The 24,940-nt window shown below is 64.4% G+C and carries 21 protein-coding genes; 16 read left to right on the plus strand and 5 right to left on the minus strand.

Features of this window, described 5'->3' with window-relative positions:
* The first annotated feature begins 42 nt into the window (after window positions 1–42).
* On the plus strand, window positions 43–459 hold the full coding sequence (locus N511_RS0109120; protein ID WP_027679014.1) for a BON domain-containing protein: 417 nt from the start codon (window positions 43–45) through the stop codon (window positions 457–459).
* Between the two features lie 13 nt (window positions 460–472).
* Here N511_RS0109120 and N511_RS0109125 read toward each other — a convergent pair whose 3' ends face one another.
* Window positions 473–895 carry a hypothetical protein gene (locus tag N511_RS0109125; RefSeq protein ID WP_027679015.1) on the minus strand — a complete coding sequence of 141 codons (423 nt, stop codon included), beginning with the start codon at window positions 893–895 and terminating at the stop codon, window positions 473–475.
* A 97-nt stretch (window positions 896–992) separates the two neighbouring features.
* On the opposite strand from N511_RS0109125, the gene N511_RS0109130 reads away from it, so the two are divergent.
* The 5 genes from N511_RS0109130 (at window position 993) to N511_RS23910 (ending at window position 7,740) form a co-directional block, all read left to right on the plus strand.
* Window positions 993–1,394, plus strand: a complete 402-nt coding sequence (locus N511_RS0109130; RefSeq protein WP_051530863.1) for a MerR family transcriptional regulator — start codon at window positions 993–995, stop codon at window positions 1,392–1,394.
* Between the two features lie 157 nt (window positions 1,395–1,551).
* A complete protein-coding gene (locus N511_RS0109135; RefSeq protein WP_027679017.1) occupies window positions 1,552–2,922 on the plus strand; it encodes a TolC family protein in 1,371 nt (456 codons plus the stop codon).
* Between the two features lie 4 nt (window positions 2,923–2,926).
* Window positions 2,927–4,075, plus strand: a complete 1,149-nt coding sequence (locus N511_RS0109140; protein WP_027679018.1) for an efflux RND transporter periplasmic adaptor subunit — start codon at window positions 2,927–2,929, stop codon at window positions 4,073–4,075.
* Window positions 4,076–4,077: 2 nt separating this feature from the next.
* The gene (locus N511_RS0109145) at window positions 4,078–7,173 is read left to right on the plus strand and encodes an efflux RND transporter permease subunit (protein WP_027679019.1); all 3,096 of its coding nucleotides are present in this window, start codon (window positions 4,078–4,080) and stop codon (window positions 7,171–7,173) included.
* A 153-nt stretch (window positions 7,174–7,326) separates the two neighbouring features.
* On the plus strand, window positions 7,327–7,740 hold the full coding sequence (locus tag N511_RS23910; RefSeq protein WP_051530864.1) for an Hpt domain-containing protein: 414 nt from the start codon (window positions 7,327–7,329) through the stop codon (window positions 7,738–7,740).
* Here N511_RS23910 and N511_RS0109155 read toward each other — a convergent pair.
* A complete protein-coding gene (locus tag N511_RS0109155; protein ID WP_027679020.1) occupies window positions 7,723–9,105 on the minus strand; it encodes an APC family permease in 1,383 nt (460 codons plus the stop codon). The two genes, N511_RS23910 and N511_RS0109155, sit on opposite strands and share 18 nt — an antisense overlap.
* Window positions 9,106–9,447: 342 nt before the next feature.
* Between N511_RS0109155 and N511_RS0109160 the strand changes: the two genes are divergently transcribed.
* The 4 genes from N511_RS0109160 to fdhD are packed head-to-tail and all read left to right on the plus strand — an operon-like array spanning window position 9,448 to window position 14,524.
* Window positions 9,448–11,103 carry an OFA family MFS transporter gene (locus tag N511_RS0109160; RefSeq protein WP_027679021.1) on the plus strand — a complete coding sequence of 552 codons (1,656 nt, stop codon included), beginning with the start codon at window positions 9,448–9,450 and terminating at the stop codon, window positions 11,101–11,103.
* A gap of 27 nt (window positions 11,104–11,130) precedes the next feature.
* Window positions 11,131–13,470, plus strand: a complete 2,340-nt coding sequence (locus N511_RS0109165; RefSeq protein ID WP_027679022.1) for an FdhF/YdeP family oxidoreductase — start codon at window positions 11,131–11,133, stop codon at window positions 13,468–13,470.
* A complete protein-coding gene (locus tag N511_RS0109170; RefSeq protein WP_027679023.1) occupies window positions 13,470–13,715 on the plus strand; it encodes a hypothetical protein in 246 nt (81 codons plus the stop codon). Before N511_RS0109165 ends, N511_RS0109170 begins: the two co-directional genes overlap by 1 nt.
* Window positions 13,712–14,524 (plus strand): formate dehydrogenase accessory sulfurtransferase FdhD, encoded by an 813-nt coding sequence (gene fdhD / locus N511_RS0109175; RefSeq protein ID WP_027679024.1) that lies wholly within the window; start codon window positions 13,712–13,714, stop codon window positions 14,522–14,524. Before N511_RS0109170 ends, fdhD begins: the two co-directional genes overlap by 4 nt.
* A 16-nt stretch (window positions 14,525–14,540) precedes the next feature.
* Here the strand turns inward: fdhD and N511_RS0109180 are convergent, their stop codons facing one another.
* Window positions 14,541–16,436 (minus strand): potassium transporter Kup, encoded by a 1,896-nt coding sequence (locus tag N511_RS0109180; protein ID WP_027679025.1) that lies wholly within the window; start codon window positions 16,434–16,436, stop codon window positions 14,541–14,543.
* Window positions 16,437–16,786: 350 nt separating this feature from the next.
* On the opposite strand from N511_RS0109180, the gene N511_RS0109185 reads away from it, so the two are divergent.
* Both N511_RS0109185 and N511_RS0109190 read left to right on the plus strand, forming a co-directional pair.
* Complete coding sequence (locus tag N511_RS0109185; protein ID WP_027679026.1) at window positions 16,787–16,990, plus strand: cold-shock protein; 204 nt, start codon at window positions 16,787–16,789, stop codon at window positions 16,988–16,990.
* Between the two features lie 179 nt (window positions 16,991–17,169).
* Window positions 17,170–17,376 carry a cold-shock protein gene (locus N511_RS0109190; RefSeq protein WP_024978714.1) on the plus strand — a complete coding sequence of 69 codons (207 nt, stop codon included), beginning with the start codon at window positions 17,170–17,172 and terminating at the stop codon, window positions 17,374–17,376.
* Window positions 17,377–17,452: 76 nt separating this feature from the next.
* Here N511_RS0109190 and N511_RS0109195 read toward each other — a convergent pair whose 3' ends face one another.
* Both N511_RS0109195 and N511_RS0109200 read right to left on the minus strand, forming a co-directional pair.
* A complete protein-coding gene (locus N511_RS0109195; protein WP_027679027.1) occupies window positions 17,453–18,976 on the minus strand; it encodes a CoA-acylating methylmalonate-semialdehyde dehydrogenase in 1,524 nt (507 codons plus the stop codon).
* A gap of 1 nt (window position 18,977) precedes the next feature.
* Window positions 18,978–20,315, minus strand: a complete 1,338-nt coding sequence (locus tag N511_RS0109200) for an aspartate aminotransferase family protein (protein WP_027679028.1) — start codon at window positions 20,313–20,315, stop codon at window positions 18,978–18,980.
* A gap of 155 nt (window positions 20,316–20,470) precedes the next feature.
* On the opposite strand from N511_RS0109200, the gene N511_RS0109205 reads away from it, so the two are divergent.
* The 4 genes from N511_RS0109205 (at window position 20,471) to N511_RS0109220 (ending at window position 24,940) form a co-directional block, all read left to right on the plus strand.
* Complete coding sequence (locus N511_RS0109205; protein WP_027679029.1) at window positions 20,471–21,874, plus strand: aminotransferase-like domain-containing protein; 1,404 nt, start codon at window positions 20,471–20,473, stop codon at window positions 21,872–21,874.
* A 194-nt stretch (window positions 21,875–22,068) separates the two neighbouring features.
* Entirely contained in the window at window positions 22,069–22,812 is a 744-nt protein-coding gene (locus tag N511_RS0109210) for an acetoacetate decarboxylase (RefSeq protein ID WP_027679030.1), read from the plus strand.
* A gap of 47 nt (window positions 22,813–22,859) precedes the next feature.
* A complete protein-coding gene (locus tag N511_RS0109215) occupies window positions 22,860–23,645 on the plus strand; it encodes a 3-hydroxybutyrate dehydrogenase (RefSeq protein WP_027679031.1) in 786 nt (261 codons plus the stop codon).
* Between the two features lie 32 nt (window positions 23,646–23,677).
* A complete protein-coding gene (locus N511_RS0109220; RefSeq protein ID WP_027679032.1) occupies window positions 23,678–24,940 on the plus strand; it encodes a DUF3734 domain-containing protein in 1,263 nt (420 codons plus the stop codon).

The following is a 24,940-nucleotide window of genomic DNA, read 5'->3' on the forward strand; positions in this document are numbered from 1 at the left end:
GGCTTATGATGTTGGCTTGTCGCCCTCTCTTCAGGAGCATCGATGCGCTTCCCTCAGTTGTCCGTCGCAGCCTCGGTCGGTGTGTTGGCCGCAATTGGCGCCGCAGCATTGCTTACGGCTTGCGCGTGGGGCGATAGCCCGAACAGCGCCGGCGCGCACATGCTCGACGATTCGCTGCTCTCGTACCAGGTCAAGGCGGCGCTGGATCAGGACACCGCGCTCAGCACACGCCAGATCCGCATCCGCTCCACCCCCGACGGCAAGGTCACGCTGACAGGCTGGGTCGATACGCCCGAGATGGCCCGGCGCGCCGGCGACGACGTCAAACGCTTTGTTGACTCGGCCAAGCTCGACAATCAGCTGCGCGTGCTGTCGCGCATGCAGGTGCTGGGCGGCGGCCCGTACATCCCGGCCGGCTTGCCTCCCGAGGCACCCGCCAGCGCCCCGGCCGCGCGCTAAACGACGCAAGCAGTCACGCCGCCCGCGCGCCTGCTCGCCCGGGCACGCGGCCCACGGGCAGCGATTGCAGCAGCCCGAAGCCAACCTCCGCGATCAGGAACGGCACCACCAGCAGCGTCGCGCCCGATGCCAGCGCGTATGCCTGCCACGCCGCAAACAGCCAGCGCGCCACGGCGTCGTACCGGCCGAGCGCCACACTCGTCTGTCGGATACGCAGCACCGACCACACGCACACCACCGACCCCATCAGATTGGCCATCAGCAGATGCGTTGGCTCAAATGCCGGCAAGCTGCCGATGCCCAGCGCATGCGCCAATGCGCTGAGCGCCTGATGCAACAGCGCGAACGTCCACGGCGTAGCAAATGGCGCGGTCACGATCAGGTCATACCAGGCGCTGGCCCGCACGATACGCAGGAAGGTCGATTCGGAAACCATGGGGAAACTCCAGAAGTGAAGTGAAGGAGTCGCCACGGTAAAGCTTGGTGTACGCTCCAAGGTCAAGCCCCGACCGTACCCCTCCTCCCAAACCACCATGCCTGCCGCTCTTCCCGCTCCCATTTCCAATGCGCATGCCGGTGACCTGTCCATCGGTGATCTGGCCGCCGCCACCGGCGTCTCACGGGATGGCCTGCGCTTTTACGAGGCACGCGGGCTGATCCGTGCGCGGCGCCGAAGCAACGGCTACCGCGCCTATCCGCCCGAAATCGTGGAACTGGTGCAATACGTCCGCACGGCCCAGCAGCTGGGTTTCACCCTGGCGGAAATCAAGGAAGGCATGGCGCAGGTGTGGCAGCAACCCGACACCGATGCCGCCGTCACCGCGTTGCTGCGCGAGAAACTCGCCACGATCGATGCCCGGATCGCCAGCCTGCAGGCCATGCGCGATGCACTTGCGACCCGCGTCGGCATGGCATGCCCGCTTGCACCGGCCTGAGACGGCCATCATGTCTTGTCATATAACTGTCGCAGACTGCCGCCGCAGGGCGCGTTTTTGCGCGTTTTCTAACGCCCTGACGGCTTGCTAAGTCGTGAAAGGCGCTTGAAAGTTCGCGTCGGTAAAAACGCTCCCGTCTCAAGGGGAGTCTGCTGCAGTGAAACATCGGGGTGCGTTCCATTCACGGGCGAGGGCCGTGCTGTGCGCGGTGGCCTGCCTGCCACTTGCCGCTGCCTGGGCAGCCACGCCGGCAACGGGCCCGGCCGCGGCCAGCATGCCGGTCGCCACCATGCCGCCGATCAAGCCTTCCGCGCCAGGCGTGACGGGCGCCGGCTTCAACCTGGTCGAACTGTTGCAGGAGTTGAAAGGCAGCAACCCGCAGCTGATCCAGGCACGCCATAACTACCTCTCCGCCAAGTCGATACCGCCGCAGCTTGCGTCGCCCAACAACCCGCAGCTCGGCTACATCTGGAACAGCATCCCCAAGGGATTCCCGCTGGCGGTCAACCGCGCTGGCGGCAGCCAGTACAACCTGACGCAGCAGATTCCGTTTCCGGGCAAGAAAGCGTTGGCCGCCGAGATTGCCGATCGCCAGGCGGAATCGCTGAACGCGCAAAACGACGCGCTGTACCTGCAGCTCTACGCGCAGCTTTCCACCACGTACTACCAGGCGATCGCGCTGCAGAAACAAATCGACGTACAGAAGCTGACCATCACGCGCCTCGAGCAGGTCAAGCAGATCACGCGTGTGCGGTACGCCAACAACGCCGCCGCCTACGCCGACTTCCTCAACGCGCAGGTCATGCAAAGCAGCGCGCAGAATGACCTGTTTGCCGCGCAACGCCAGTACGACACCACGCTGCAGACACTGAACACGCTCATCGGCAAGGAGCCGAGCTTCCCGCTCGTGCTGCGCGCTGACGACGAGTCCGTGCACCTGCCGGAGGAACCGCTGCCCGAGCTGGAAAACCAGGCGCTGCGCGAGCACCCGTCGATCAAGGCATCGGCCGAGCTGATGGACGCCGCGCGCAAGAGCGTGACGCTGGCGCGCAAGGCCTATCTGCCCGACTTCCAGGTCATCGCCACCGTCACCACCGACAACCCGCCGTATGGCGTGCGCCCGAACAGCTACCAGATCGAGCTGGACGTGATCATTCCGTTCTGGTTCCTGACCAAGGAAAAGTACGGCGTGAACCAGGCGGTGGAAAGCCAGATTGCCACCGAGGCGAATGACGTGTCGGTGCGCCAGCAGACGTTATTGGCCGTCGATACCGCTTACAACACGCTGCGCCAGACGCTTGCGCAACTCGACTTCAACAAGCAGCGGCAACTGCCGCAGGCGCTGGCGGCGTATCGCGTCACGATGACCAACTATGCCAGCAACAACGCCGATTTCAACGACCTGCTCACTGCCCAGGGCGCGCTCAAGAACGCGGAACTGGCGGTCGCGCAGGCGCAGGCCACGGCCCTGCAGGCCTATCACGCGCTGCTCGCGGCCACCGGCCGCTCGCCGGTTCAAGCTCAATAACATCATGAAGAAGTTCTCTCCCGTTGTTGCAGTCATCGCCCTGGCCGCAGCCCTCGCTGTGGGCGTGGTGGTCGGACGCAAGTGGCCTGCCGCCGTGCCGGCCGAGACCGCGAAACCTGCAGCAGGTCCGGCCTCTGCGCCGGCTGCCGCGTCGCGTCCGAAACCCGACTCCGTTGAAATTCCGGCCGGCGGCTTCGATCCCCAGCAGGTGAAGGTCGCGCAGGTCGGTCAGCTTTCGGTGCCGGTAGAACTGTACACGCCGGGCAAGCTCGCCTACAACGCCGAACGGACCAAGCTGGCCTCGGCGCGCGTGGCTGGGCGGCTGGACCAGATCCTCGTGTTCGAAGGTGCGCAGGTGCGCGAGGGCCAGCCGATTGCCCAGCTGTACGCACCGGATTTCATCTCCGCGCAGAAGGAATACCTGCTGGCCCTGAATACGGCGCGCCAGCTCAAGGGTTCCAACATGAAAGACCTGCAGGACGATGCCGACGCCACGGTGCAGTCCGCCGCGGGCCGCCTGCACGTGCTGGGCATGTCCGATGCCGATGTCGCGCAGATTGCCAAGCGCGGCACCCCCGCTGAACACCTGACGCTGCGTGCGCCCATCTCGGGCACGATCGTCAAGCGCAACATGGATCCGGGCGCCTTCCTGAACGTGGGCGACTCGTTCATGAGCATCGTCGATACGCGTGTGTTGTGGTTCACGGGCAATGTGTATGAGAACGACATTGCCAGCGTGCGCATCGGCCAGCCGATCTCGCTGCACACGTCGGCGTATCCGGACCGCGAGTTCACAGGCCGCGTGAGCTTCATTGCCCCGAACATCGACCCGGCCACGCACACGTTGACGGTACGCTGCGACGTGCCCAACACCGACGGCCTGCTGCGCCCCGAGATGTACGCCACGGCGCGCATCCAGACCGGAAGCGGCCAGGCCACGGTGGTGCCGAAGTCTGCCCTGGTGAAAGACCATGGCAGCTACTTCGTGATCGTCCAGAGCGATGCCACGCACTTCAAGCGCGTGGAAGTGCACGGCAAGGACACCGGCACTGACGGCAACTTTGCCGTGACGGCCGGGCTTGAGGCTTCGTCGCAGGTGGTGGTACGCGGCGCCGCGCTGCTCAACGAGATGATCGTCAAGGCAGGAGCGTAGGCATGGGCTTCAACCCCATCGCGGGCATTCTCAAGCGCCGGCTGCTGATCGTCTTCCTGGCGATCGCGCTGCTGGTGGCCGGCGTACTGTCCTTCCGCGAACTGCCGCTGCAGGCGTATCCGGGCGTGGCGCCGCTGTCGGTGCAGGCCATCACGCAATGGCCGGGCCGCAGCACGACCGAAGTCGAACAGCAGATCACCATCCCGATCGAAAACGCGCTGGCCGGCGTGCCGGATGTGCAGTCGTTCCGCTCGGTATCGCTGTTCGGGCTGTCGGTGGTGACGCTCAAGTTCAAGGAAGGCACCGATAGCTTCAAGGCGCGGCAGAATTTTTCGCAGTATCTGGCGAGTGCCAACCTGCCGACGGGCGTGCAGCCGTCGCTCAGCCCCGACTCGGACGCGACCGGTGAAATCATGCGCTTCCGCCTCGTGGGCGATGGTGTCGACCTCACCACGCTCAAGAGCTACCAGGACTACGACATCTCCAAGGGGCTCAAGCACGTGCAGGGCGTGGCCGATGTCAGCTCCTTTGGTGGCAAGGTGAAGGAGTATCACATCGTGCCGTCGCCCGCGAAGCTGCAGTCGTACGGCATCACGCTGTCGCAGCTCATCACAGCCATCGGCAACGCCAACAACAACACGGGCGGCAATCTGCTGCGCGACGGCGAGCAGCAGTTCGTCGTGCGCGGCGTCGGCCTGCTGCAGACGGTGGACGACATCCGCAACGTGGTGGTGGCCGCCAACAACGGCGTGCCGGTGCGCGTGCGCGATATTGCCGAAGTGGAAGTCGGCAACGTGCAGCGTCTGGGCCAGGTGCAATACAACGATCAGCCCGACGTGGTGGAAGGCATCGTGCTGCTCAAGCGCGACGCCAACGCCACCGAGGTGCTGGCCAAGGTGCGCGAGAAGGTGGCGGAGCTGAACAACGGCGTCCTGCCCAAGAGCATTCAGATCAAGCCGTTCTATGACCGCCAGGTGCTGCTCGACATCACCATGGGCACCGTGGAACACACGCTGGTGGTCGGGATCTCGCTGGTGCTCGCCGTGCTGTTCGTCTTCCTCGGCAACTTCCGTGCGGCGGCCGTGGTGGCGGCGGTGATTCCGCTGGCGCTGTGCGTGTCGTTCATCAGCATGGAGCACTTCCATGTGCCGGCCAACTTGATTTCGCTCGGGGCGATCGACTTTGGGGTGATTGTCGATGCGGCCGTGATCGTGATGGAAAACATCATGCGGCACCTGGAAGAAGGTGCCGAGAAGCTGGATGACGCCATCGTCAAGGCGACCAGCGAAGTGCAGCGCGCGATGATCTTTTCCACCGGCATCATCATCGTGGCCTATTCGCCGCTGTTCTTCATCGGCGGCGTGGAAGGCATCATCTTCAAGCCGATGGCGTTCACGATGGGCTTTGCGCTGATGGCGTCGATCGTGCTGAGCCTGACGTTCGTGCCGGCCACCACGTCGTTCGTCTTCGGCAAGACGCTGCATCCGCACTCGCCGGCGTTCATCACGGCGATCCTGCGCTGGTACAAGCCCCTGCTGCGCAAGCTGATCGCCCGGCCGATGGCGGTCTTTGCCACGGCCATCATGGCACTCTTGCTGACGCTGTACAGCGCCACGTTCCTCGGCACGGAGTTCCTCCCGACGCTGGAAGAAAACAACCTGTGGCTGCGCATTACGCTGCCCAATACGGTCGACCTCGATTACTCGGCGTCCGTGGCAAGCGACCTGCGCGCGTACTTCGTCAAGCAGCCGGAAATCAAGCAGGTTTCGGTGCAGATCGGCCGCCCGGACGACGGCACCGATTCCACGGGCGTGTTCAACCAGGAGTACGGCCTGTATTTCGCGCCGCCCGACCAATGGCCCGCCGGCATGACGAAGGGCCAACTCGTCGAGCGGCTATCTAAGCATCTGGAGAAGATCCCGGGCATCGAATACAACTTCTCGCAGTACATCCAGGACAACGTCGATGAAGCGCTTTCGGGCGTGAAGGGTGAAAACTCGGTCAAGCTGTTCGGCAACGACCTCAACGTGCTCGAAGCCAAGGCCAACGAAATCCAGGCGCAGCTCAAGAAGGTCTCGGGCCTGGTGGACGTGGGCATCTTCCGCGAGCTGGGCCAGCCGACGCTGAACGTTTCGATCGACCGCCAGGCGGCTGCGCGCTTCAACATCAACGTGAGCGACGTCCAGAACCTCGTGCAATACGCCATTGGCGGCGCACCGGTCACGCAGATCCTGGAGGGCGAAAAGTCGTTCGGCCTGGCGGTGCGCCTGAATCAGCAGGCACGTGCGTCTTACGACGCCATCCGAGAACTGTTGATCGATACGCCCGACGGCCAGCACATTCCGCTGTCGATGATCGCCAAGGTGGAAATGACCGACGGCCCGTTCTTCATCTACCGCGAGGAAGGCAAGCGCTACATCGCCATCAAGTTCGGCGTGCGCGGCCGTGACCTGGGCGGTGCCGTGGACGAGGCACAGCGTGTGGTGGGCAGCAGCGTAAAACTGCCCGAGGGCTACACCGTCAAGTGGGACGGCCAGTTCAACGAGATGAAGGTCGCGCAGAGCAAGCTGATGGTGATCGTGCCATTGACCATCCTCGTGATCTTCCTGCTGCTCTACAGCACGTTCGGCAATTTCAAGGATGCGCTGATGGTGGTGCTGAATGTGCCGTTTGCCGCCATTGGCGGGCTGCTCGCGCTGCACCTGGCCAACGAGACGCTGTCGATTTCGGCGGGGATCGGCTTCCTGTCGCTGTTCGGCATCGCCATCCAGGACGGGGTGATTCTGATCTCGTACGTCAATCGTCTGGCGCAATCGGAAAACGTGCGGGAAGCCACCGTCGACGGTGCCGCGCTGCGTCTGCGCCCGGTGATCATGACCGCCATGCTGGCCGGCCTGGGCCTCTTGCCGGCGGCGCTCTCGCACAGCATCGGCTCGGAAGCGCAGCGCCCGCTGGCGCTCGTGATCGTTGGCGGCATGGTGACGACGACGATCCTCACGCTGCTGGTGCTGCCGGTGGTCTTCACCTGGGCGCACCGAAACCGCCGGCCGCCGTCGCGCGATTCGGACGTCAGCCCGACGGCGGCCATGCTGCCTTAAGGCACGCTCATCCCCAAGCAAAACGGGCGCATCGCTTCACCGGCGGTGCGCCCGTTTCGCTTTGAATCGGCATCAGAAATCGGACCAATCTCATGGTTGCGCGCGCGCCCGACGTGCAGAGTGCACCTCTGACTTCATCGCCGCACCGCCACCATGCAGACCACGCCCAACGTCGACGCCAGCATTACCGCACAGTTCCCGCCGCAGGTCGTCGCCACGCTCATCGACCTCTTTGGCGCCGACGTCCAGCAATGGCGTTTTATCGTCGATCTGTTTTCCGAGACGATGGAACAGGATCTCGCCAACCTGGAGAATGCGCTCCGCGGCGGGGACGACGCGCAGATCGTTGAAGCGGCACACCGCATCGTCGGCTCCGCGCGCATGCTCGGCCATCAGCCGATTGGCGACGCTGCCCGCAGCATCGAGCGCACCGCACAGAGCGTGGGCCCCTATCCCGAGCGCGCGGCGGACATGCAAACCGCTCTCGCCCGCCTCCGCACGCTGGCCGATGAATTTCGCCAGCGCGCAAGCAGCTGCCCGTGGCCGGCCTCATCGGTGACGGGCTAACCGCGCTCCACGCTGTGCAGTCCATCGGTTGAACAGCAGCGGCACCGCGCCCACGGCGATGCCGCCCAGGCCAACCAGATTTGTCGTCAGATCGAACGTCGGTACGCTGTAGGCCGCGATCAACCACAAGAACAACGCGCTGCCCAACGGCCAGCCGACCAGAAACACCGCATTGAATACCGAGCGCAGCGCTTCGCGCCGGTAGTGCCACGCGCAGGCGAAGCCCGCCAGCCCGTAGTAGAACGCCACCTGAAACCCGATCGCGTTGACTGAATCCTTGATGATGGCGTTGATGCTTGGGAAGAACGACGCACCAAACAGCAGCACCAACCCGATCGCAGCAATCACGACGGTGGCCACCCATGGCGTGCGCCAGGTCGGGTGCAGCGTGGCATAGCGCGCATGCAACATGCCATCGCGGCCCTTGGCATACAGCGTGCGCGTGAATTGCAGGATGGAAGTCTCGAGGGTGCCCACCGTGCTCAGCATGACGGCCACCACGGCCACGTAGCTCCACGGACGTGGCAGCAGCTTGTCTGCTACGGCGAAGATGACATTGGTGCTGGACTGGTCGATCTCCGCATCGCTCAGCACGAGCAGAATCACGGCACCAAAACCCATGAAGAGCGCCAGCACAATCACCATGGCCCATAACGCGCCACGGCCGGGCGCGCGATTGGCGTCCCGCGTTTCTTCCGTCAGGTTGACTGTCACGTCCCAGCCCCAGAAAAAGAACAGCGCGGTCAGCGCACCGGTCGCAAACAGCTGCGGTGTAAAGGCCGCGGGTGACAGCAACGCCCACGACAGCGCATGTGCCGGATGCGCGCCGAATTTCACCACCGCCAGCACGATCAGACAGACGAGGATGAGCGTCTCTGTCACCGTCATGGCGATCTGCGAATAGCTCGTCAGCTTGATGCCCTTGATGATGACGGCGGTCACCACCAGCAGCCACGCCGCTGCCACCAGCGCCACCACGGCGGGCTGCGCAGCCAGCGACGGGGCCACCAGTGTGAGCGTGGCCGTTGCGGCTGGAATCGTGCCGGACACCATGAACACGCCCGATGCCACCAGCAGTGCCCACCCGGCAAAGAACCCCAATGTGCGATTGAAGATGGCGCCCACCCAGGCATACGCCGCACCGGCATGCGGGTTGACGCGGTTCAGGTGCAGATAGGCAAACGTCACGCCAAACATGATCAGCCCGCAATACAGAAGGCTGGCCGGCGTAAGGGCCCCGACCGCGCCGATCAGCGTGGCCGTGGTGGCGGCAATGCTGAACGCAGGCGCGGTGCCCGCCACGCCCATGACGACGGATTCGCTCACGCCCAGCGCATGGGCCTCAAGTTGCGTATCGACTGCCATCCGCCACCTCCACGATTGCCTGCCGCCGACATGGCGCGCGCCTGGATCTCGTCAATCCAGTATTGGCGCTCAGAATCGGAACACCAATGGCCGCGATCCCGGACGCGATTTGTTTATGTTTTCGGTCACATAAATTAAGCAATTCGGTTGTAAGTTGCGTAATTCGCAATACAACGGGCGCCTACAACTATTGATCTAGAACACGCTGCCCAACTATCTTTTGCGGGCAACGTCGGCGCAGTCCCACTGCAGCCGGCTGGCACGCACCGGCCATGACCGGCGCGGCCGCACCGTTTCACCACACACGTCACAACACGGGCTCAACTTATCCGGGGGGATTCGATGTCCGAAGCAGTCCTGCATCCATTTTTTTCACGCGAGCGCACCGTCGCCGCGGTTGGTTTCAACCGCTGGCTGGTTCCGCCTGCCGCACTGGCCATCCATTTGTGCATCGGCATGGCCTACGGTTTCTCCGTCTTCTGGCTGCCGCTTGGCCGCGCGCTGGGCATCACCAAGCCGCTCACCTGCGGCGCCGACGTCTCGCTGATCGCCGAGCTGTTCACCACCACCTGCGACTGGCGCGTCTCCAGCCTTGGCTGGATGTTTACGCTGTTCTTCGTGTTCCTGGGCGCATCCGCTGCCATGTGGGGCGGCTGGCTTGAGCGCGTTGGCCCGCGCAAGGCCGGCGTCGTCTCGGCCGTGTGCTGGTGCGGCGGCCTGCTGATCTCCGCGCTCGGCATCCAGATGCACCAACTGTGGCTGCTGTGGGTGGGTTCGGGTGTGATCGGCGGTATCGGCCTGGGGCTGGGCTACATCTCGCCCGTGTCGACGCTCATCAAGTGGTTCCCGGACAAACGCGGCATGGCGACCGGCATGGCCATCATGGGCTTCGGCGGCGGCGCGATGATCGGCGCCCCGCTGGCTGATCGCCTGATGAAACTGTTTGCGACGCCCGAATCTGTGGGCGTGTCGCAAACGTTTATCGTGCTGGCCGGCATCTACTTCGTCTTCATGATGGCCGGCGCGCTGGGTTACCGCGTGCCGCCCACGGGCTGGAAGCCGGCCGGCTGGACACCCTCGCCCGCCAAGGCGAAGGACACGATGGTCACGCAACGCCACGTGCACGCAAATGAAGCGCTGAAGACGCCGCAGTTCTGGCTGATCTGGGCCGTGCTGTGCCTGAACGTATCGGCCGGTATCGGCGTGTTGGGCATGGCCTCGCCGCTGCTGCAGGAAGTCTTCGGTGGAAAGCTGCTGGGCGTGACGACGTCGTTCATGGACCTGACGGCCGCGCAAAAAGGCCAGATCGCGGCCATCGCTGCAGGCTTCACGGGTCTGCTGAGCCTGTTCAACATTGGCGGCCGTTTCTTCTGGGCTTCGCTGTCGGATCGCCTGGGCCGCAAGATGACGTACGCGGTCTTCTTCGTGCTCGGCTTCGTGCTATACGCATCGATTCCGTGGACCTCGCACACCGGCAATATCGCGCTGTTCGCACTGGCCTTCTGCGTGATCCTGTCGATGTACGGCGGCGGTTTTGCGACCGTGCCGGCCTATCTGGCCGACATGTTCGGCACGCAGATGGTGGGCGCCATCCACGGCCGCCTGCTCACGGCGTGGTCGACGGCCGGCATCCTGGGCCCCGTGCTGGTGAACTACCTGCGCGAATACCAGATCGCCCATGGCGTGGAACGCGCAGCCGTGTACGACATCACGATGATGATCCTGGCCGGCCTGCTGATCCTCGGCTTCATCTGCAACCTGCTGGTGCGCCCCGTCAACGCGAAGCACTTCATGACCGAAGCGCAACTCGACGCGCTGCGTCACGCTGCGGCAAGCAAGAGCCCGACGCCGTCGGTGGCTGCGCCGGAAACGTCGCTGGAATGGAAGGCGCATCCGGGTTCGGCCGTGGCCGTGGTGCTGGCCTGGGCCGCCGTGGGTCTGCCGTTGGGCTGGGGGGTTTGGATTACACTCCAAAAAGCTGCCGTTCTGTTCTCCTGAATCTGATCCAACGCCGCCCCGCCACCCATGAAGCACCAGAAGATCGAGTTTTACCGTCACCCGGCCGGTGGCTGGGGCGCGCTTAAAAGCGTTGCGCATCAATTGCTGTCGCAAGGCATCGCGGCCAAGGGCGCCAAGACGATGCTGTCGGCCAACCAGCCTGACGGCTTCGACTGCCCGGGCTGTGCATGGCCTGACCGCGACCACGCGTCCACCTTCGAGTTCTGCGAAAACGGCGTCAAAGCCGTGGCCGCAGAAGCGACGTCCCGCCGCACCACGCCGGAGTTCTTCGCCCAGCACACCGTGCGCGAACTGGCCGAGTGGTCCGACTACGCGCTGGAAGACCAGGGGCGCTTGACGCATCCGATGGTCTACAACGCGGCTAGCGACAAGTACGTCCCAATCGAATGGGACGCCGCCTTCGCGCTCATCGCGCAGCACCTGCGCGCGCTGCCCGATCCGAACCAGGCGATCTTCTACACCTCCGGCCGCACCAGCAATGAGGCGGCCTTCCTCTACCAGTTGTTCGTGCGCGCCTATGGCACGAACAATTTCCCCGACTGCTCCAACATGTGCCACGAGCCCTCCGGCACGGGCATGCGGAGCAGCATCGGCGTCGGCAAGGGCACCGTCACGCTCGACGATTTCACCAAGGCCGATGCGATCTTCATCTTCGGGCAGAACCCGGGGACGAACCACCCGCGCATGCTGGGCGAATTGCGCGAGGCATCGAAGCGCGGCGCGAAGATCGTGTCATTCAACCCGCTGCGCGAGCGCGGGCTGGAGCGCTTTGCCGATCCGCAAAGCAAGATCGAGATGCTGACGCTGGGCTCCACGCGCATCAGCACTGAGTACCACCAGGTGCGCATCGGCGGCGACCTGGCGACGGTCAAGGGCATCATCAAACACGTGATCGAGCGCGATGACGTGGCCCGCAGCCGCGGTGAGCCAGCCATCATCGACCACGCCTTCATCGCCCAGCACACCGGCGGCTACGACGCCTTTGCCGCTGACGTGCGTGCCGAATCGTGGGCAACGATCGAAGCCGAATCGGGCCTGCCGGAACACGAAATCCGCCAGGCCGGAGACACGTACATCAAGGCCGGCAGCGTCATCGCGTGCTGGGGCATGGGGATCACCCAACACAAGCATTCGGTCGCGACGATCCAGATGATCGTCAACCTGCTGCTCCTGCGCGGCAATATCGGCCGCCCCGGCGCCGGTGCGTGCCCGGTGCGCGGCCACAGCAATGTGCAGGGCGATCGCACGATGGGCATTTACGAGAAGCCCGCCCCTGCGTTCCTCGACCGTCTTGAGCACGTCTTCGGCATCCAGGTGCCGCGCGAACACGGCTACGACACCGTCGGCGCCATCGAGGCGATGCAGCAAGGCAACGCGCGCGTGTTCTTCGCCATGGGCGGCAACTTTGCAGCGGCCACGCCGGACACCGCCGCCACGTGGGCGGGCCTGCGACAGTGCGACCTGACCGTGCACGTGACCACCAAGCTCAACCGCAGCCACATCGTGCACGGCAAGGCCGCGTTGATCCTGCCGTGCCTGGGCCGCACCGAGATCGACCAACAGGCCGGCGGCACGCAAGGCGTGACCGTGGAAGATTCGATGAGCATGGTGCACATGTCCGCAGGCATCAACCCGCCAGCCTCGCCGCATCTGCTGTCGGAGCCGGCCATCGTGGCGCGGCTGGCTGAGGCGACGCTGCCCGAGAGCACCATCCCGTGGCGCTGGCTGGTCGAAGACTACGACCGCATCCGGGAACGCATTGAAGCCGTGTTCGACGACTTTGCCGGCTTCAACGAGAAGATTCGCGTGCCGGGCGGCTTCCGCCTGCGCAACACAGCATCCGAACGTGTGTGGAACACGCCCTCGGGCAAGGCGGAATTCCACGCGCATGCCGTGCCGACCGACACGCCGGTCCACCGCGCCCGCGAGCGCCATGCCGACGCCACCGTCTTCACGCTCGCCACGGTCCGTTCGCACGACCAGTACAACACCACGATCTACGGCATGGACGACCGCTATCGCGGCGTGTTCGGCCAGCGCCGCGTGGTCTTCATCAACAAGGAAGACCTGCACACGATCCGCATGAAAGACGGCGAGTGGGTCGACATGGTGACGCTGTCCGAAGACGGCACCACGCGGCGCGCCGATGGCTTCCGCCTGGTGGCGTATGACATTCCGCGCGGCTGCCTGGCGGCGTATTACCCCGAGACGAACCCGCTGGTGCCGCTGTCTTCCGTGGCCGACCAGGCCCGCACGCCGACGTCCAAGTCGATTCCTGTGATGCTGGTTCCGAGCCAGGCCGAACGCACCGCTGACGCCACCGCGGCCAACACGGCGGAAGCCTGATGCCAACCGAGCCGGCGTGGTCTGCGCTGCAACTGGCGCTGCTGGCCGCATTGCGCGAAACCGAGGCCAGCAAGCCGGTGTCGCTGCCCTGGCTGACCAAGCGCGTGGGTGAGCGCGCCAGCACGGTGCTGCGCGCGCTGCATCCGCTGGCCGACGCAGGCCTGTTGCGCGTTGCCATGGACGACACGCGCTGGCTCATTGTGCTGCTCGACCCCGGCCGCGCCCTGCCCGATTTTCCTGCATGACTGCCCTGCCCCACCCCGCCGGCTTGCCCGTCGTTTCCACCTCCGCGACGAAACGCACGCGCGCCGGCATGCAAGACGACACCGCCACCGCCGTCGCCGAAGAAGCGCCGGTGGCGCTCGTCTTCAACGGCATCACGCATGCGGTGATGATGGCGTCGCCGACGGATCTGGAAGATTTCGCGCTGGGCTTCGCGCTGTCGGAAGGCATCATCGACGGTCGCGCCGATTGGCGTGGCGCAGACGTGGAAACGCATCCGCATGGGCTTGAAGTGCATGCGGAAATCGCCTCGCATTGCTTCGTCCGGTTGAAGGAACGCCGCCGCGCGCTCGCCGGCCCGACCGGTTGCGGCCTCTGCGGCATTGAAAGCCTGCAGACCTTTGAAGACGCACCGGCGCCGCTGACGCCGCCCGCATGGCTGGCGTCTCTTGCCGACGCGCAGGTGCTGGACGCCATGCAGGCGATGACGGCACATCAGCCGGCCAACGCGCTTACTGGTGGTTTGCATGCGGCCGGCTGGGTGCCTGCAGACGGCAACGCACCGCTGCATGTGCTGGAAGACGTGGGCCGCCACAACGCGCTCGACAAGCTGATCGGCCGCCTGGCACGACTCGGCATCCGCCCCGCAGACGGATTCATCGTTATGACGAGTCGTGCAAGCTACGAGCTGGCGCGCAAGTGCGTGCAGCTGCAGGTGCCGCTGCTGGCGACCATCTCCGCGCCGTCTTCGCTGGCGATCCGCCACGCCCGGGCCGGGCAGTTGGCGTTGCTGGCGTTCTGCCGTGGGGATAGCGTGACGCGGTTTGCGTAGCGCACCACGCGCTGGGCTAAATCTCCACCTTGCTCCCCAACTCAACCAGTCGGTTGGCAGGAATCCGGAAGAAGTCCGACGGCTTGGCGCTGTTGTGCTGCATCCAGGCAAACAGCGACTCGCGCCACATCGCCATCCCAGGCAGCGGCGACGGCACCACCGTGGCGCGCGTAATGAAGAACGATGTTTCCATATCTTCAAAAACGATGCCCAGACGCTCGCCCACGCTGCGCACGATCTCGTCCACGGCGGGGGTTTCCTTGAAGCCGAAATCCACCACTGCGGTGTGGATGTCGTCGCCAATGGTTTTGATGACGAGGCGCTTGGCGGGGTCCACATACGGCACGGCCAGCGTGCGGAAGTGGATGAACAGCACGCGCTTGTGCAGCACGTGGTTGTGCTTGAGGTTGTGCAGCAACGCCAACGGTACAAACTCGATGCTTGGCGTGAGATACACGGCCGTGCCGTCCACACGATACGGTGGATGACGCAGCAGCCCTTCCATGAACGGCTCGAGCGGAATGCCACCCTCGACATTGCGCGCCTTCAGCAGCTGCGTGCCGGTATGCCACGTCACCATCAGGAAGAAGATCAGGCCACCCAGCAGCAGCGGGAACCAGCCACCCGCGGCGATCTTGAGCAGGTTGGCGGAGAAGAACGACAGATCCACCGCCAGGAACACCGCGCCGATGCAGGCCACCAGTGACAGGCGCCATTTCCAGGCGTTGCGCATGACCACCGTCACCAGCCCGGTCGTCAGCACCATGGTGGTCGTCACCGCAATACCGTAGGCGGCCGCCAGGTTGTCGGACTTGCCGAAAGCCAGCACCACGGCCACCACCAGCACCAGGAGCATGTAGTTGACCACCGGCACGTAGATCTGGCCGATTTCCACATCCGACGTGTAGAGAATCTTCATGCGCGGCGCATAGCCCAGATGCACCGCCTGCGCCGTCATCGAAAACGCGCCCGAGATGACAGCCTGAGACGCAATGACGGTGGCCGCCGTGGCCAGCACCACCATCGGGCCAACAGCCCAGTTCGGCATCAACAGGAAGAACGGGTTCTGCACGGCGCTCGGCTCACGCAGCAGCAAGGCGCCCTGGCCAAAGTAATTCAGCAGCAGGCACGGCATGGCAATGTAGAACCACGCATAGCGGATGGGGCGGGCGCCGAAGTGGCCCATGTCGGCATACAGCGCCTCGGCGCCGGTCAGTGCCAGAAACACCGAGCCGAACACGATGAACGCCAGCACCGTATGCCGGAATCCGAATTCGATGGCGTACAGGGGGCTCAGGGCCACCAAGATCTGCGGCGACTTCACCACGGAGGCCAACCCGATCAGCCCCAGCAGCACGAACCAGATCACCATGATCGGCCCGAACAGGCGCCCCACCACGTGCGTGCCCTGCTTTTGGATGAGGAACAAGGCGATCAGCACAATCAGCGCCAGCGGCAAGACCCATGTCTGCAGCGCGGGCGCCATGATTTCCATGCCTTCAATGGCGGAGAGCACGGAAATGGCCGGTGTAATGACGGCATCCCCGTAGAACATGGCGGCGCCCAGCAGGCCCAGCAGCATCAACGTGCGCGTAAACCGGGCGCTGCCGCTGCTTGCGCGCATGGCCAGCGCCGTCAGCGCGAGGATGCCGCCTTCGCCGTTGTTGTCCGCCCGCATGACGAACAACACGTATTTGACGGAGACCACCAGCGTCATCGCCCAGAACAGCATCGACAGGATGCCGAAGACGGTCTGGTCGGAAAACGGCACCCCATGCTCGGGGTTGAAGCATTCCTTCAGGGCATACAGGGGGCTGGTGCCGATGTCCCCGAAGACCACGCCGATCGCGCCCACCATGGTGGCCATCAACGCGGGATTTTTCTTGGTGTGACTGGCTGCGGCTGTCGTCATGGGTAGGCTGCGACTGGAACGACGGGGGCGCACGCAATTTTCGTGCACCTCTGCGGCACCGGTTTTGCTGCGGGCCCCGAGTGCGGCAGAAGCCACTAAAGCTTAGGTGAAAACGCCCGGTTTTGCGCGGGTGTTTGCACCGATGGCAAGACCGCGCCAACCCTGATGCAGCCCCGAAAACAGCGGCTGCGGCCGCTCCAAACGGAAACCTTAAAAAAACAGACTTTGACGGGGCGACGCGCCAAGCATATATTCACCAAACGATCGTTTGGCCGGTTCGGCCGGGTCTGCCTGCTGTGTTTGTATTTGGCCGGCGGCCGATCGATTTCTCAACTTCACGACTCAAAATCATGGCTACTGGTACCGTCAAGTGGTTCAACGACGCAAAGGGTTTCGGCTTCATTACCCCGGATGATGGCGGCGAAGACCTTTTCGCTCATTTCTCCGCAATCAATGCCGCAGGCTTCAAAAGCCTGAAGGAAGGTCAGAAGGTGTCGTTCGAAGTCACGCAAGGCCCGAAGGGCAAGCAAGCTTCGAACATCGTGCCCCAGTAACACGGAGCACGCGGGCGCGGTAGCCCGGTTTTGGCTTGCCGCGCGAGGTTTCCTCTCGCGCGTGTATTGGCCGGGATATTCCGCCAGGCAGGTTGTTTCAGTACGTGTTTGCCATCAAGCAGTCGGATGGCCGCCGGAAGCGGTGGCCTGGTTTGACGAACCCCTTTTGGGAGCATGCAATGGCCAGCCGAATTGAAGAGAACGCCGTTCAATATGATCCGCCCGCCGGGGCAGCTGCAGAAATGCATGCTGCCCCGAGTTTTATTCGGGATTCGGAGATCCAGTTTTCGCGCTCGCAGACATTCCACGAGGGCCAGCGCGTCAGCTTCGATGTAGAAATCGGGCCCGATGGCGAACTCATCGCCGTCAACATCAAACCAATATGACACGCCGGTTTCAACTCGGCATGTTCAAACGATAAAGGGAGGCATTGCCTCCCTTTCTCATGAGCGATACGTCGGCTTACTTGGCTGTCGGCATCACGAATTCAGCGCCCTTGGCGATCGAATCCGGCCAGCGTTGCATCACGCTCTTGTAGCGCGTGTAAAAACGCACACCTTCTTCGCCATAGGCGTGGTGGTCTCCGAACAGCGAGCGCTTCCAGCCGCCAAAGCTGTGCCACGCCATCGGCACCGGAATCGGCACGTTGATGCCGACCATGCCCACCTGGATCTGCCGCGCAAATGCACGCGCCACGCCGCCATCGCTCGTGTAGCACGACACGCCGTTGCCGAACTCGTGGGCGTTGATCAGCTTCACCGCCTCGGCCAGATCGTGCACGCGCACCACCGAGAGCACCGGACCGAAGATCTCTTCCTTGTAGATCGTCATCTCGGGCTTGACGTGGTCGAACAGCGTGCCGCCCGTGAAGAAGCCCTCGGCGTGGCCGTCCACCGTGTGGCCGCGGCCGTCCACCACCAGCTCGGCGCCCTCTTCCACGCCCTTGGCGATGTAGCCTTCCACCTTGGCCTTGTGTGCAGCCGTCACGAGCGGACCCATTTCGCTGTCGGCCTGCATGCCGTTGCCAATCTTGAGTGCGCGGGCGCGTTCGGCGAGGCGCGGGACCAGCTTGTCGGCCACGTCGCCCACCGCCACGGCCACGGAAATCGCCATGCAGCGCTCGCCGGCAGAACCGTAGCCGGCGCCGATCAGCGCATCGACCGCCTGGTCGAGATCCGCATCCGGCATGACGACGAGGTGATTCTTTGCACCGCCCAAGGCTTGCACGCGCTTGCCGCGTTTGGTGCCCTCGGCGTAGATGTATTCGGCGATGGGCGTGCTGCCGACGAACGAGACGGCCTGCACATCCGGATGCTCGAGCAGCGCATCGACGGCGTCCTTGCCGCCCTGCACGACGTTGAACACGCCGTCGGGCAAGCCCGCCTGCTTGAGCAGGTCGGCAATCATGAGGCTGGGGGTCGGGTCACGCTCGCTCGGCTTGAGGATGAACGTGTTGCCGCACGCCAGCGCCACGGGCGCCATCCACATCGGCACCATGAACGGGAAGTTGAACGGCGTGATGCCGGCCACGACGCCCAGCGGCTGGCGCAGGTTCCAGTTGTCGATGCCGCCGCCGATGTTGTCGGTGAATTCGGTCTTGAGCAGGTTCGGAATGCCGCAGGCAAATTCCACCACTTCAATGCCGCGCGTGACTTCGCCCTTGGCGTCGGAGAACACCTTGCCGTGCTCGCGCGTGATGGCGGCCGCCAGGGCATCCTGGTTTTGATCGAGCAGTTCCTTGAACTTGAACAGCACGCGCGAACGCTTGAGCGGCGAGGTCTCGGCCCAGTCGGCGGCGGCGGCGTGGGCAGCGGCCACGGCGGCGCCCACTTCGGATTTGCCGCCCAGCAGCACTTGCGCGCTCACGGCGCCCGTGGCCGGGTTGAACACATCGGCGGTGCGTGTGCCGCTGCCGGCATGGCGTTGGCCGCCGATGTAATGGCTGACGACGGATTCCGTCACGGCAGGATCAATCGGTCGGTTCATTTCAGGCTACCTCTTGCAGAACGGTACGAACGGTGTCGAAGATGCGCGCGATCTGCGCCTCTTCGATGATGAGCGGCGGCGAGAACGCCAGGATGTCGCCGGTGTAGCGCACCAGCACCCCGCGCTCCAGGCATTTCAGGAAGACTTCGTAAGCGCGCGCGCCCACGGCGCCGGGGCGGGATTCCAGTTCGATGCCGGCCACGAGGCCCAGGTTGCGGATGTCCTTCACGTGCGGCGCGCCCTTGACCGAATGCGCTGCCGCTTCAAACACTGGCGACAGCGAACGCGCACGCTCGAACAGCCCTTCGCTTCGATACAGATCCAGTGCAGCCACCGCCGCGGCCGCAGCCAGCGGGTGCGCCGAATACGTGTAGCCGTGGAACAGCTCGATCGCGCCCGGCGCACCGGCGTCGACAACGGTGTCGTGCACCGACTGGCGCACGGCCACGGCGCCCATCGGCACGGCAGCATTGTTGATGCCCTTGGCCATCGTCAGCAGGTCGGGCGTCACGCCAAAAAACTCCGCCGCCGTTGCCGCGCCCAGCCGGCCAAAACCGGTAATGACCTCATCGAAAATCAGCAGGATGCCGTGCTTGTCGCACAGCGCGCGCAGGCGCTGCAGATAACCCTTGGGCGGCACCAGCACACCCGTGGAGCCTGCCAGCGGCTCGACGATGACGGCGGCGACGGTCGATGCGTCGTGCAGCGTGACGATGCGCTCCAGCTCGTCGGCCAGATGTTCGCCCCATGCCGGCTGGCCCTTGGAGAACGCGTTGTGCTCCGGCGCGTGCGTATGCGGCAGGTGGTCAACGCCGGGAATCAGGTTGGCCGAGAACGCCTTGCGATTCGGCGAGATACCGCCCACCGAGATGCCGCCAAAGCCGACGCCGTGATAGCCGCGCTCGCGGCCGATCAGGCGCGTGCGCTGCCCTTCGCCGCGTGCGCGGTGGTAGGCCAGTGCAATCTTGAGCGCCGTATCCACCGCTTCGGAACCGGAGTTGGTGAAAAAGATGCGGTTCAGCCCTGCCGGCATGATCTCGGCGACCTTTTCGGCCGCACGGAACGCCAGCGGGTGGCCCATCTGGAAGGTGGGCGCATAGTCCAGCGTGCTCGCCTGCGCGGTGATGGCCTCGACGATCTCCTTGCGGCTGTGCCCGGCGTTCACGCACCACAGACCCGCCGTGCCGTCGAGCACTTCACGGCCGTCGGCGTCGCGGTAATACATGCCCTGGGCCGACGTCAGCAGGCGCGGCGCAGCCTTGTACTGACGGTTGGCCGTGAACGGCATCCAGAAGTAGGACAGATCGGTGGTTTCCAGCGGGTGCGGTGCGGGTTTCATCGGTCACTCCGAAAAAACAGCGGAAAGGGAACAGGCTGGCGGGCCAGCAGTTGGAGCAAACTGTACAGAGTCGAACGCGACACGGACATGCACAGATGGCAGTTCTATAAGAAACTGTATAGGCGCCCACCACCGCTCCCATGCCGCATCGCAACATGCAACTCGAACTCGATCCTTCTCATCCCCAGCGTACGTTGGTCGACCAGATCGTCCAAGGCATTCGTGCGGCGGTCGACAGCCATGCCTTGGTGCCGGGCACGCGGCTGCCCTCCGTGCGCAAGTTGGCGCAGGCCCACGACGTGAGCACCTTTACGGTGGCGGAGGCCTACACGCGGCTGGCGGCGCTGGGCGCCATCGTCGCGCGGCCGCGTTCGGGCTACCTGGTGGCGGCTCGTACACCAGCCCAACCGGCTTCCGTGGCCCCGCGCTGGGAGCCGCCGACGCTCAACGCGGCGTGGCTGCTGTCGGATGTCTTTGCCGATCGCTCCATCGCCATCAAGCCAGGCTGCGGCTGGCTGCCCAACGACTGGCTGGACGAGCGCGGTGTGCAGGAAGCCATGCGGGCGGTGAGCCGTGTGTCGGCGTTGCGCGTGGCGGGCTACGGACATCCGTGGGGCTATGCGCCGTTGGGCGAATACGTGGCGCAGTCGCTGGCGCTGCGCGGGCTGCCGGTGGAGCGCTCGCAAGTGCTGCTGACCAGCGGCGCGACGCAGGCGCTCGACCTGATCGTCCGCACGCTGTTCAAAGCCGGCGACGTCGTCGCGGTGGATGATCCGGGCTACTGCAACGTGCTCCAGGTGCTGAAGCTGGCCGGCCTGCGCGTGGTCGGCGTGCCGCGCACGCCGGATGGGCTCGACACCGTGGCGCTGGAAAACATCCTGCGCGCCGACGATGCCGACCGGCCGCGCGCCCTCTTCACCAGCTCCGTGCTGCAGAATCCCACCGGCTCATCCATGACGGCACAGAACGCTTATCGCGTGCTGCAACTGGCTGAGCAGCACGGCCTGTGGATCGTTGAGGACGACTTGCACCGGGAACTGGCCGACCCCGCCGCCCCGATGCTGGCCGCGCTCGACGGCCTGCGCCGCACGCTCTACGTGAGCGGCTTTTCCAAGACGATCTCGCCCTCATTGCGCGCGGGCTACGTGGTGGCCGATGCCGCCATCACCCGCGAGCTGGCGCGCACGAAGATGGCCGTGGCGCTCACCTCGTCCGAAATTACCGAGCGCATCGTGCATGCGTTCGTCACCCGGCCCGTCTATGCCGAACACGTGGCGCGACTGGTTGCGCGACTGGGCGAGGCCCACACACGTGTCGAAACCCTCATGCGCCAACATGGTGCCGAGCCGTTCGATACGCCGGGGCGCGGCCTCTTCCTGTGGGCGCGTTTGCCCAGCCATGCAGATGCCGCCGCGCTAGCCAATCAGGCCATCGACCACAACATCTGGCTCGCGCCCGGCCAATACTTCCGGCCGCATGACGAGCCGAGCCCGTGGCTGCGCTTCAACGTGGCGTATTCCGCCGAACCGGCGCTCTGGGAATTCCTCTCGCACGCCTGACAGGCGCATGCTGCATGCGGCGCAATGACGTATTGCATGCAATCAATCACGTTACGGGCACTCAAACGTGAAATTCGCGTGAACGGAAGGTTGCAGCGTCACAAAGGCGCGACACGATGCGCTGTCGCCTACCGTTCTCTTGCGCCGTATCGATTCCCAACGCGACCTGCAGCCCAACCTGCACAAGGAGTGCCATGGACATCAAGACCATCCGCGAAACCGCCTTCGCGATGCCGCTGACGAGCCCCGCTTATCCGCCCGGCCCGTACCGCTTCATCCACCGCGAATTCTTCATCATCACGTACCGGACCGACCCGGCCAAGCTGCGTGCCATGGTGCCCGAGCCGCTAGAAGTACCCGAACCGCTCGTCGCCTACGAGTTCATCCGCATGGCCGACTCCACTGGCTTTGGCGATTACACCGAAAGCGGCCAGGTCATTCCCGTCACCTACGAAGGCAAGCCCGGCACGTACACGCTGGCGATGTACCTGGACGACCACCCGCCCCTGGCCGGCGGCCGTGAAATGTGGGGCTTTCCCAAGAAACTCGCCTCGCCCCGGCTGGTGACCGACAAGGACACGCTGATCGGCACGCTCGACTACGGCCCCGTGCGCGTAGCGACCGGCACCATGGGTTACAAGCACCGCGAGCTGGATCTGGCCGAGCAGAAACGCCGCCTGGAGCGCCCCAACTTTCTGCTCAAGATCATTCCGCACGTGGATGGCAAGACCGCGCGCATCTGCGAGCTGTCGCGCAACTACATGGTCGACATCGACATGAAAGGAGCATGGACCGGCCCGGCATCGCTGGAACTGGCGCACCATGCGCTGGCACCCGTGGCCGAACTGCCCGTGCTGGAAATTGTCGAAGCGCGGCACATCATCGCAGACCTGACCCTCGGCATGGGCGAAGTTGTGTTCGATTACCTGGCGAAGTAAAACCTGCCCAACGCCATTCCTTTCCCGCCAACCCTCGGAGTACACACATGTCTGATTTGAAAGGCAAAGTTGCCGTCGTCACGGGTGCCGCCAGCGGCATCGGCAAGCAGATCGCCCTCACGCTCGCCGATTCGGGCGCGGCCATCGCCATCGTTGACCTGAACGAAGACGGCGCCAAGGCCGTGGCCAAAGAGATCACCGATGCCGGCGGCAAGGCCATCGGCCTGCGCATGGACGTGACCGATGAACAAGCCGTGGACAGCGGCATCGACCGCGTGGCCGAAGAATTCGGCTCGGTCGACATCCTCGTTTCGAACGCCGGCATCCAGATCGTCAATCCGTTCGTGAGCTACTCGTTTGCCGACTGGAAAAAGATGCAGGCCATCCACGTCGATGGCGCGTTCCTGACCACGCGTGCAGCGCTGCGCCACATGTGCAAGGACGACCGTGGCGGCGTGGTGATCTACATGGGGTCGGTGCACTCGCACGAGGGTTCGCCGCTCAAGTCGGCCTACGTAGCGGCCAAGCACGCGCTGCTCGGCCTGAACAAGGTGCTGGCCAAGGAAGGTGCCGCGCATAACGTGCGTTCGCATGTGGTGTGCCCCGGTTTTGTGCGCACGCCGCTGGTCGAAAAGCAGATTCCCGAGCAAGCAAAGGAACTCGGCATCAGCGAAGAGGATGTCGTGAAAAAGGTCATGCTCGGTGATACCGTGGACGGCGTGTTCACCACCGTGGAAGACGTGGCCGAGACGGTGCGCTTCCTGGCCACGTTCCCGAGCGCCGCGCTGACCGGGCAATCGTTCGTGGTGAGCCACGGCTGGTTCATGCAGTAAATCTAAGCACCCGCAAGGAGGTTGGAGGAGATATGCCCGCACCCAAACTACGCGTGGCCGCAACCAAGCGGCCCACGCCGGCAGAGTCGTCACGCCCCGCAGATGCGCCGCTCACTACAGCGCAGCGCATCGTGCTTCCCGAATACGAAAACATCGCGCTGGTGCTGCAAGGCGGCGGCGCACTGGGCTCGTACCAGGCGGGCGTGTTCGAAGGGCTGGACGAAGCCGGCATCGTGCCGAACTGGATTGCGGGCATCTCCATCGGGGCATTGAATACGGCCATCATTGCAGGCAACGCGCCCAAGCATCGGCGAGAGAAGCTGCGCGAGTTCTGGCAGATCATCACGCAACCGACGTTCTCGCCGCCGCTGCCCGACATCCTGGAGAACGCCTGGTTTGACGGCAACGCGCATCTGCGCAAATGGCTGACCGCCATGCAGGCGGCCGACACCCTGCTTGAAGGCCAGCGCGGCTTTTTTACGCCGCGCTTTCCGGCGCCGCTGCCGGCCAACGAGGTCGACCCGCTCGAAGCCAGCTACTACGACACAACGCCGCTCAAAGCGACGCTGGAACGCCTGTGCGATTTCGACCGCATCAACGACGGTGGCATCCGCGTATCGGTGGGCGCCGTAAACGTCCGCACCGGCAACCTGGAAGCGTTCGACAACACCGAGCGCCGCCTACGGGCCGAGCACTTCATGGCATCGGGCGCGCTGCCGCCGGGCTTTCCGCCCGTGCTGATCGACGGCGAGTATTACTGGGACGGCGGTGTCGTCTCCAACACGCCGCTGTCGTATGTGCTGGGCTCCAAGCCGCGCCGCGACACGCTGGTGTTTCAGGTGGACCTCTGGAGCGCGCTGGGTCCGGTGCCCAATACGATGATCGGCGTAGCCAGCCGGCAGAAGGACTTGCAGTACTCCAGCCGTACGCGGCTCACCACCGACTGGATGGAGCGTTCGCAATCCACCCGCCGGTTGATACGGAAGCTGCTCGATCACCTGCCGCCCAAGGAATTCGAGCGCACGCAGTGGTACAAGCACGCGCAGGAGATGGCCTGCACCAAGCGCTACAACGTCTTCCACCTCATCTACGCTGCAAAGGAACACGAAGGGCCGGGCAAGGACATCCAGTTCGGGCCATCCACCATGCGGGACCATTGGGCCTCAGGCCTGGCGGATATTCGCGAATCGCTTTCGCACCCGGAGTGGCTGGAGATGCCCGATAACGAGACGGGCTTCATCACGCACGACATCCACCGCCATCCGGGCTTAGAGCGGGAAGACAAACGGCTCTGA

Origin of the sequence: Ralstonia sp. UNC404CL21Col (genome assembly GCF_000620465.1) — a bacterium.
GTDB classification, from domain to species: Bacteria; Pseudomonadota; Gammaproteobacteria; order Burkholderiales; family Burkholderiaceae; genus Ralstonia; species Ralstonia flatus.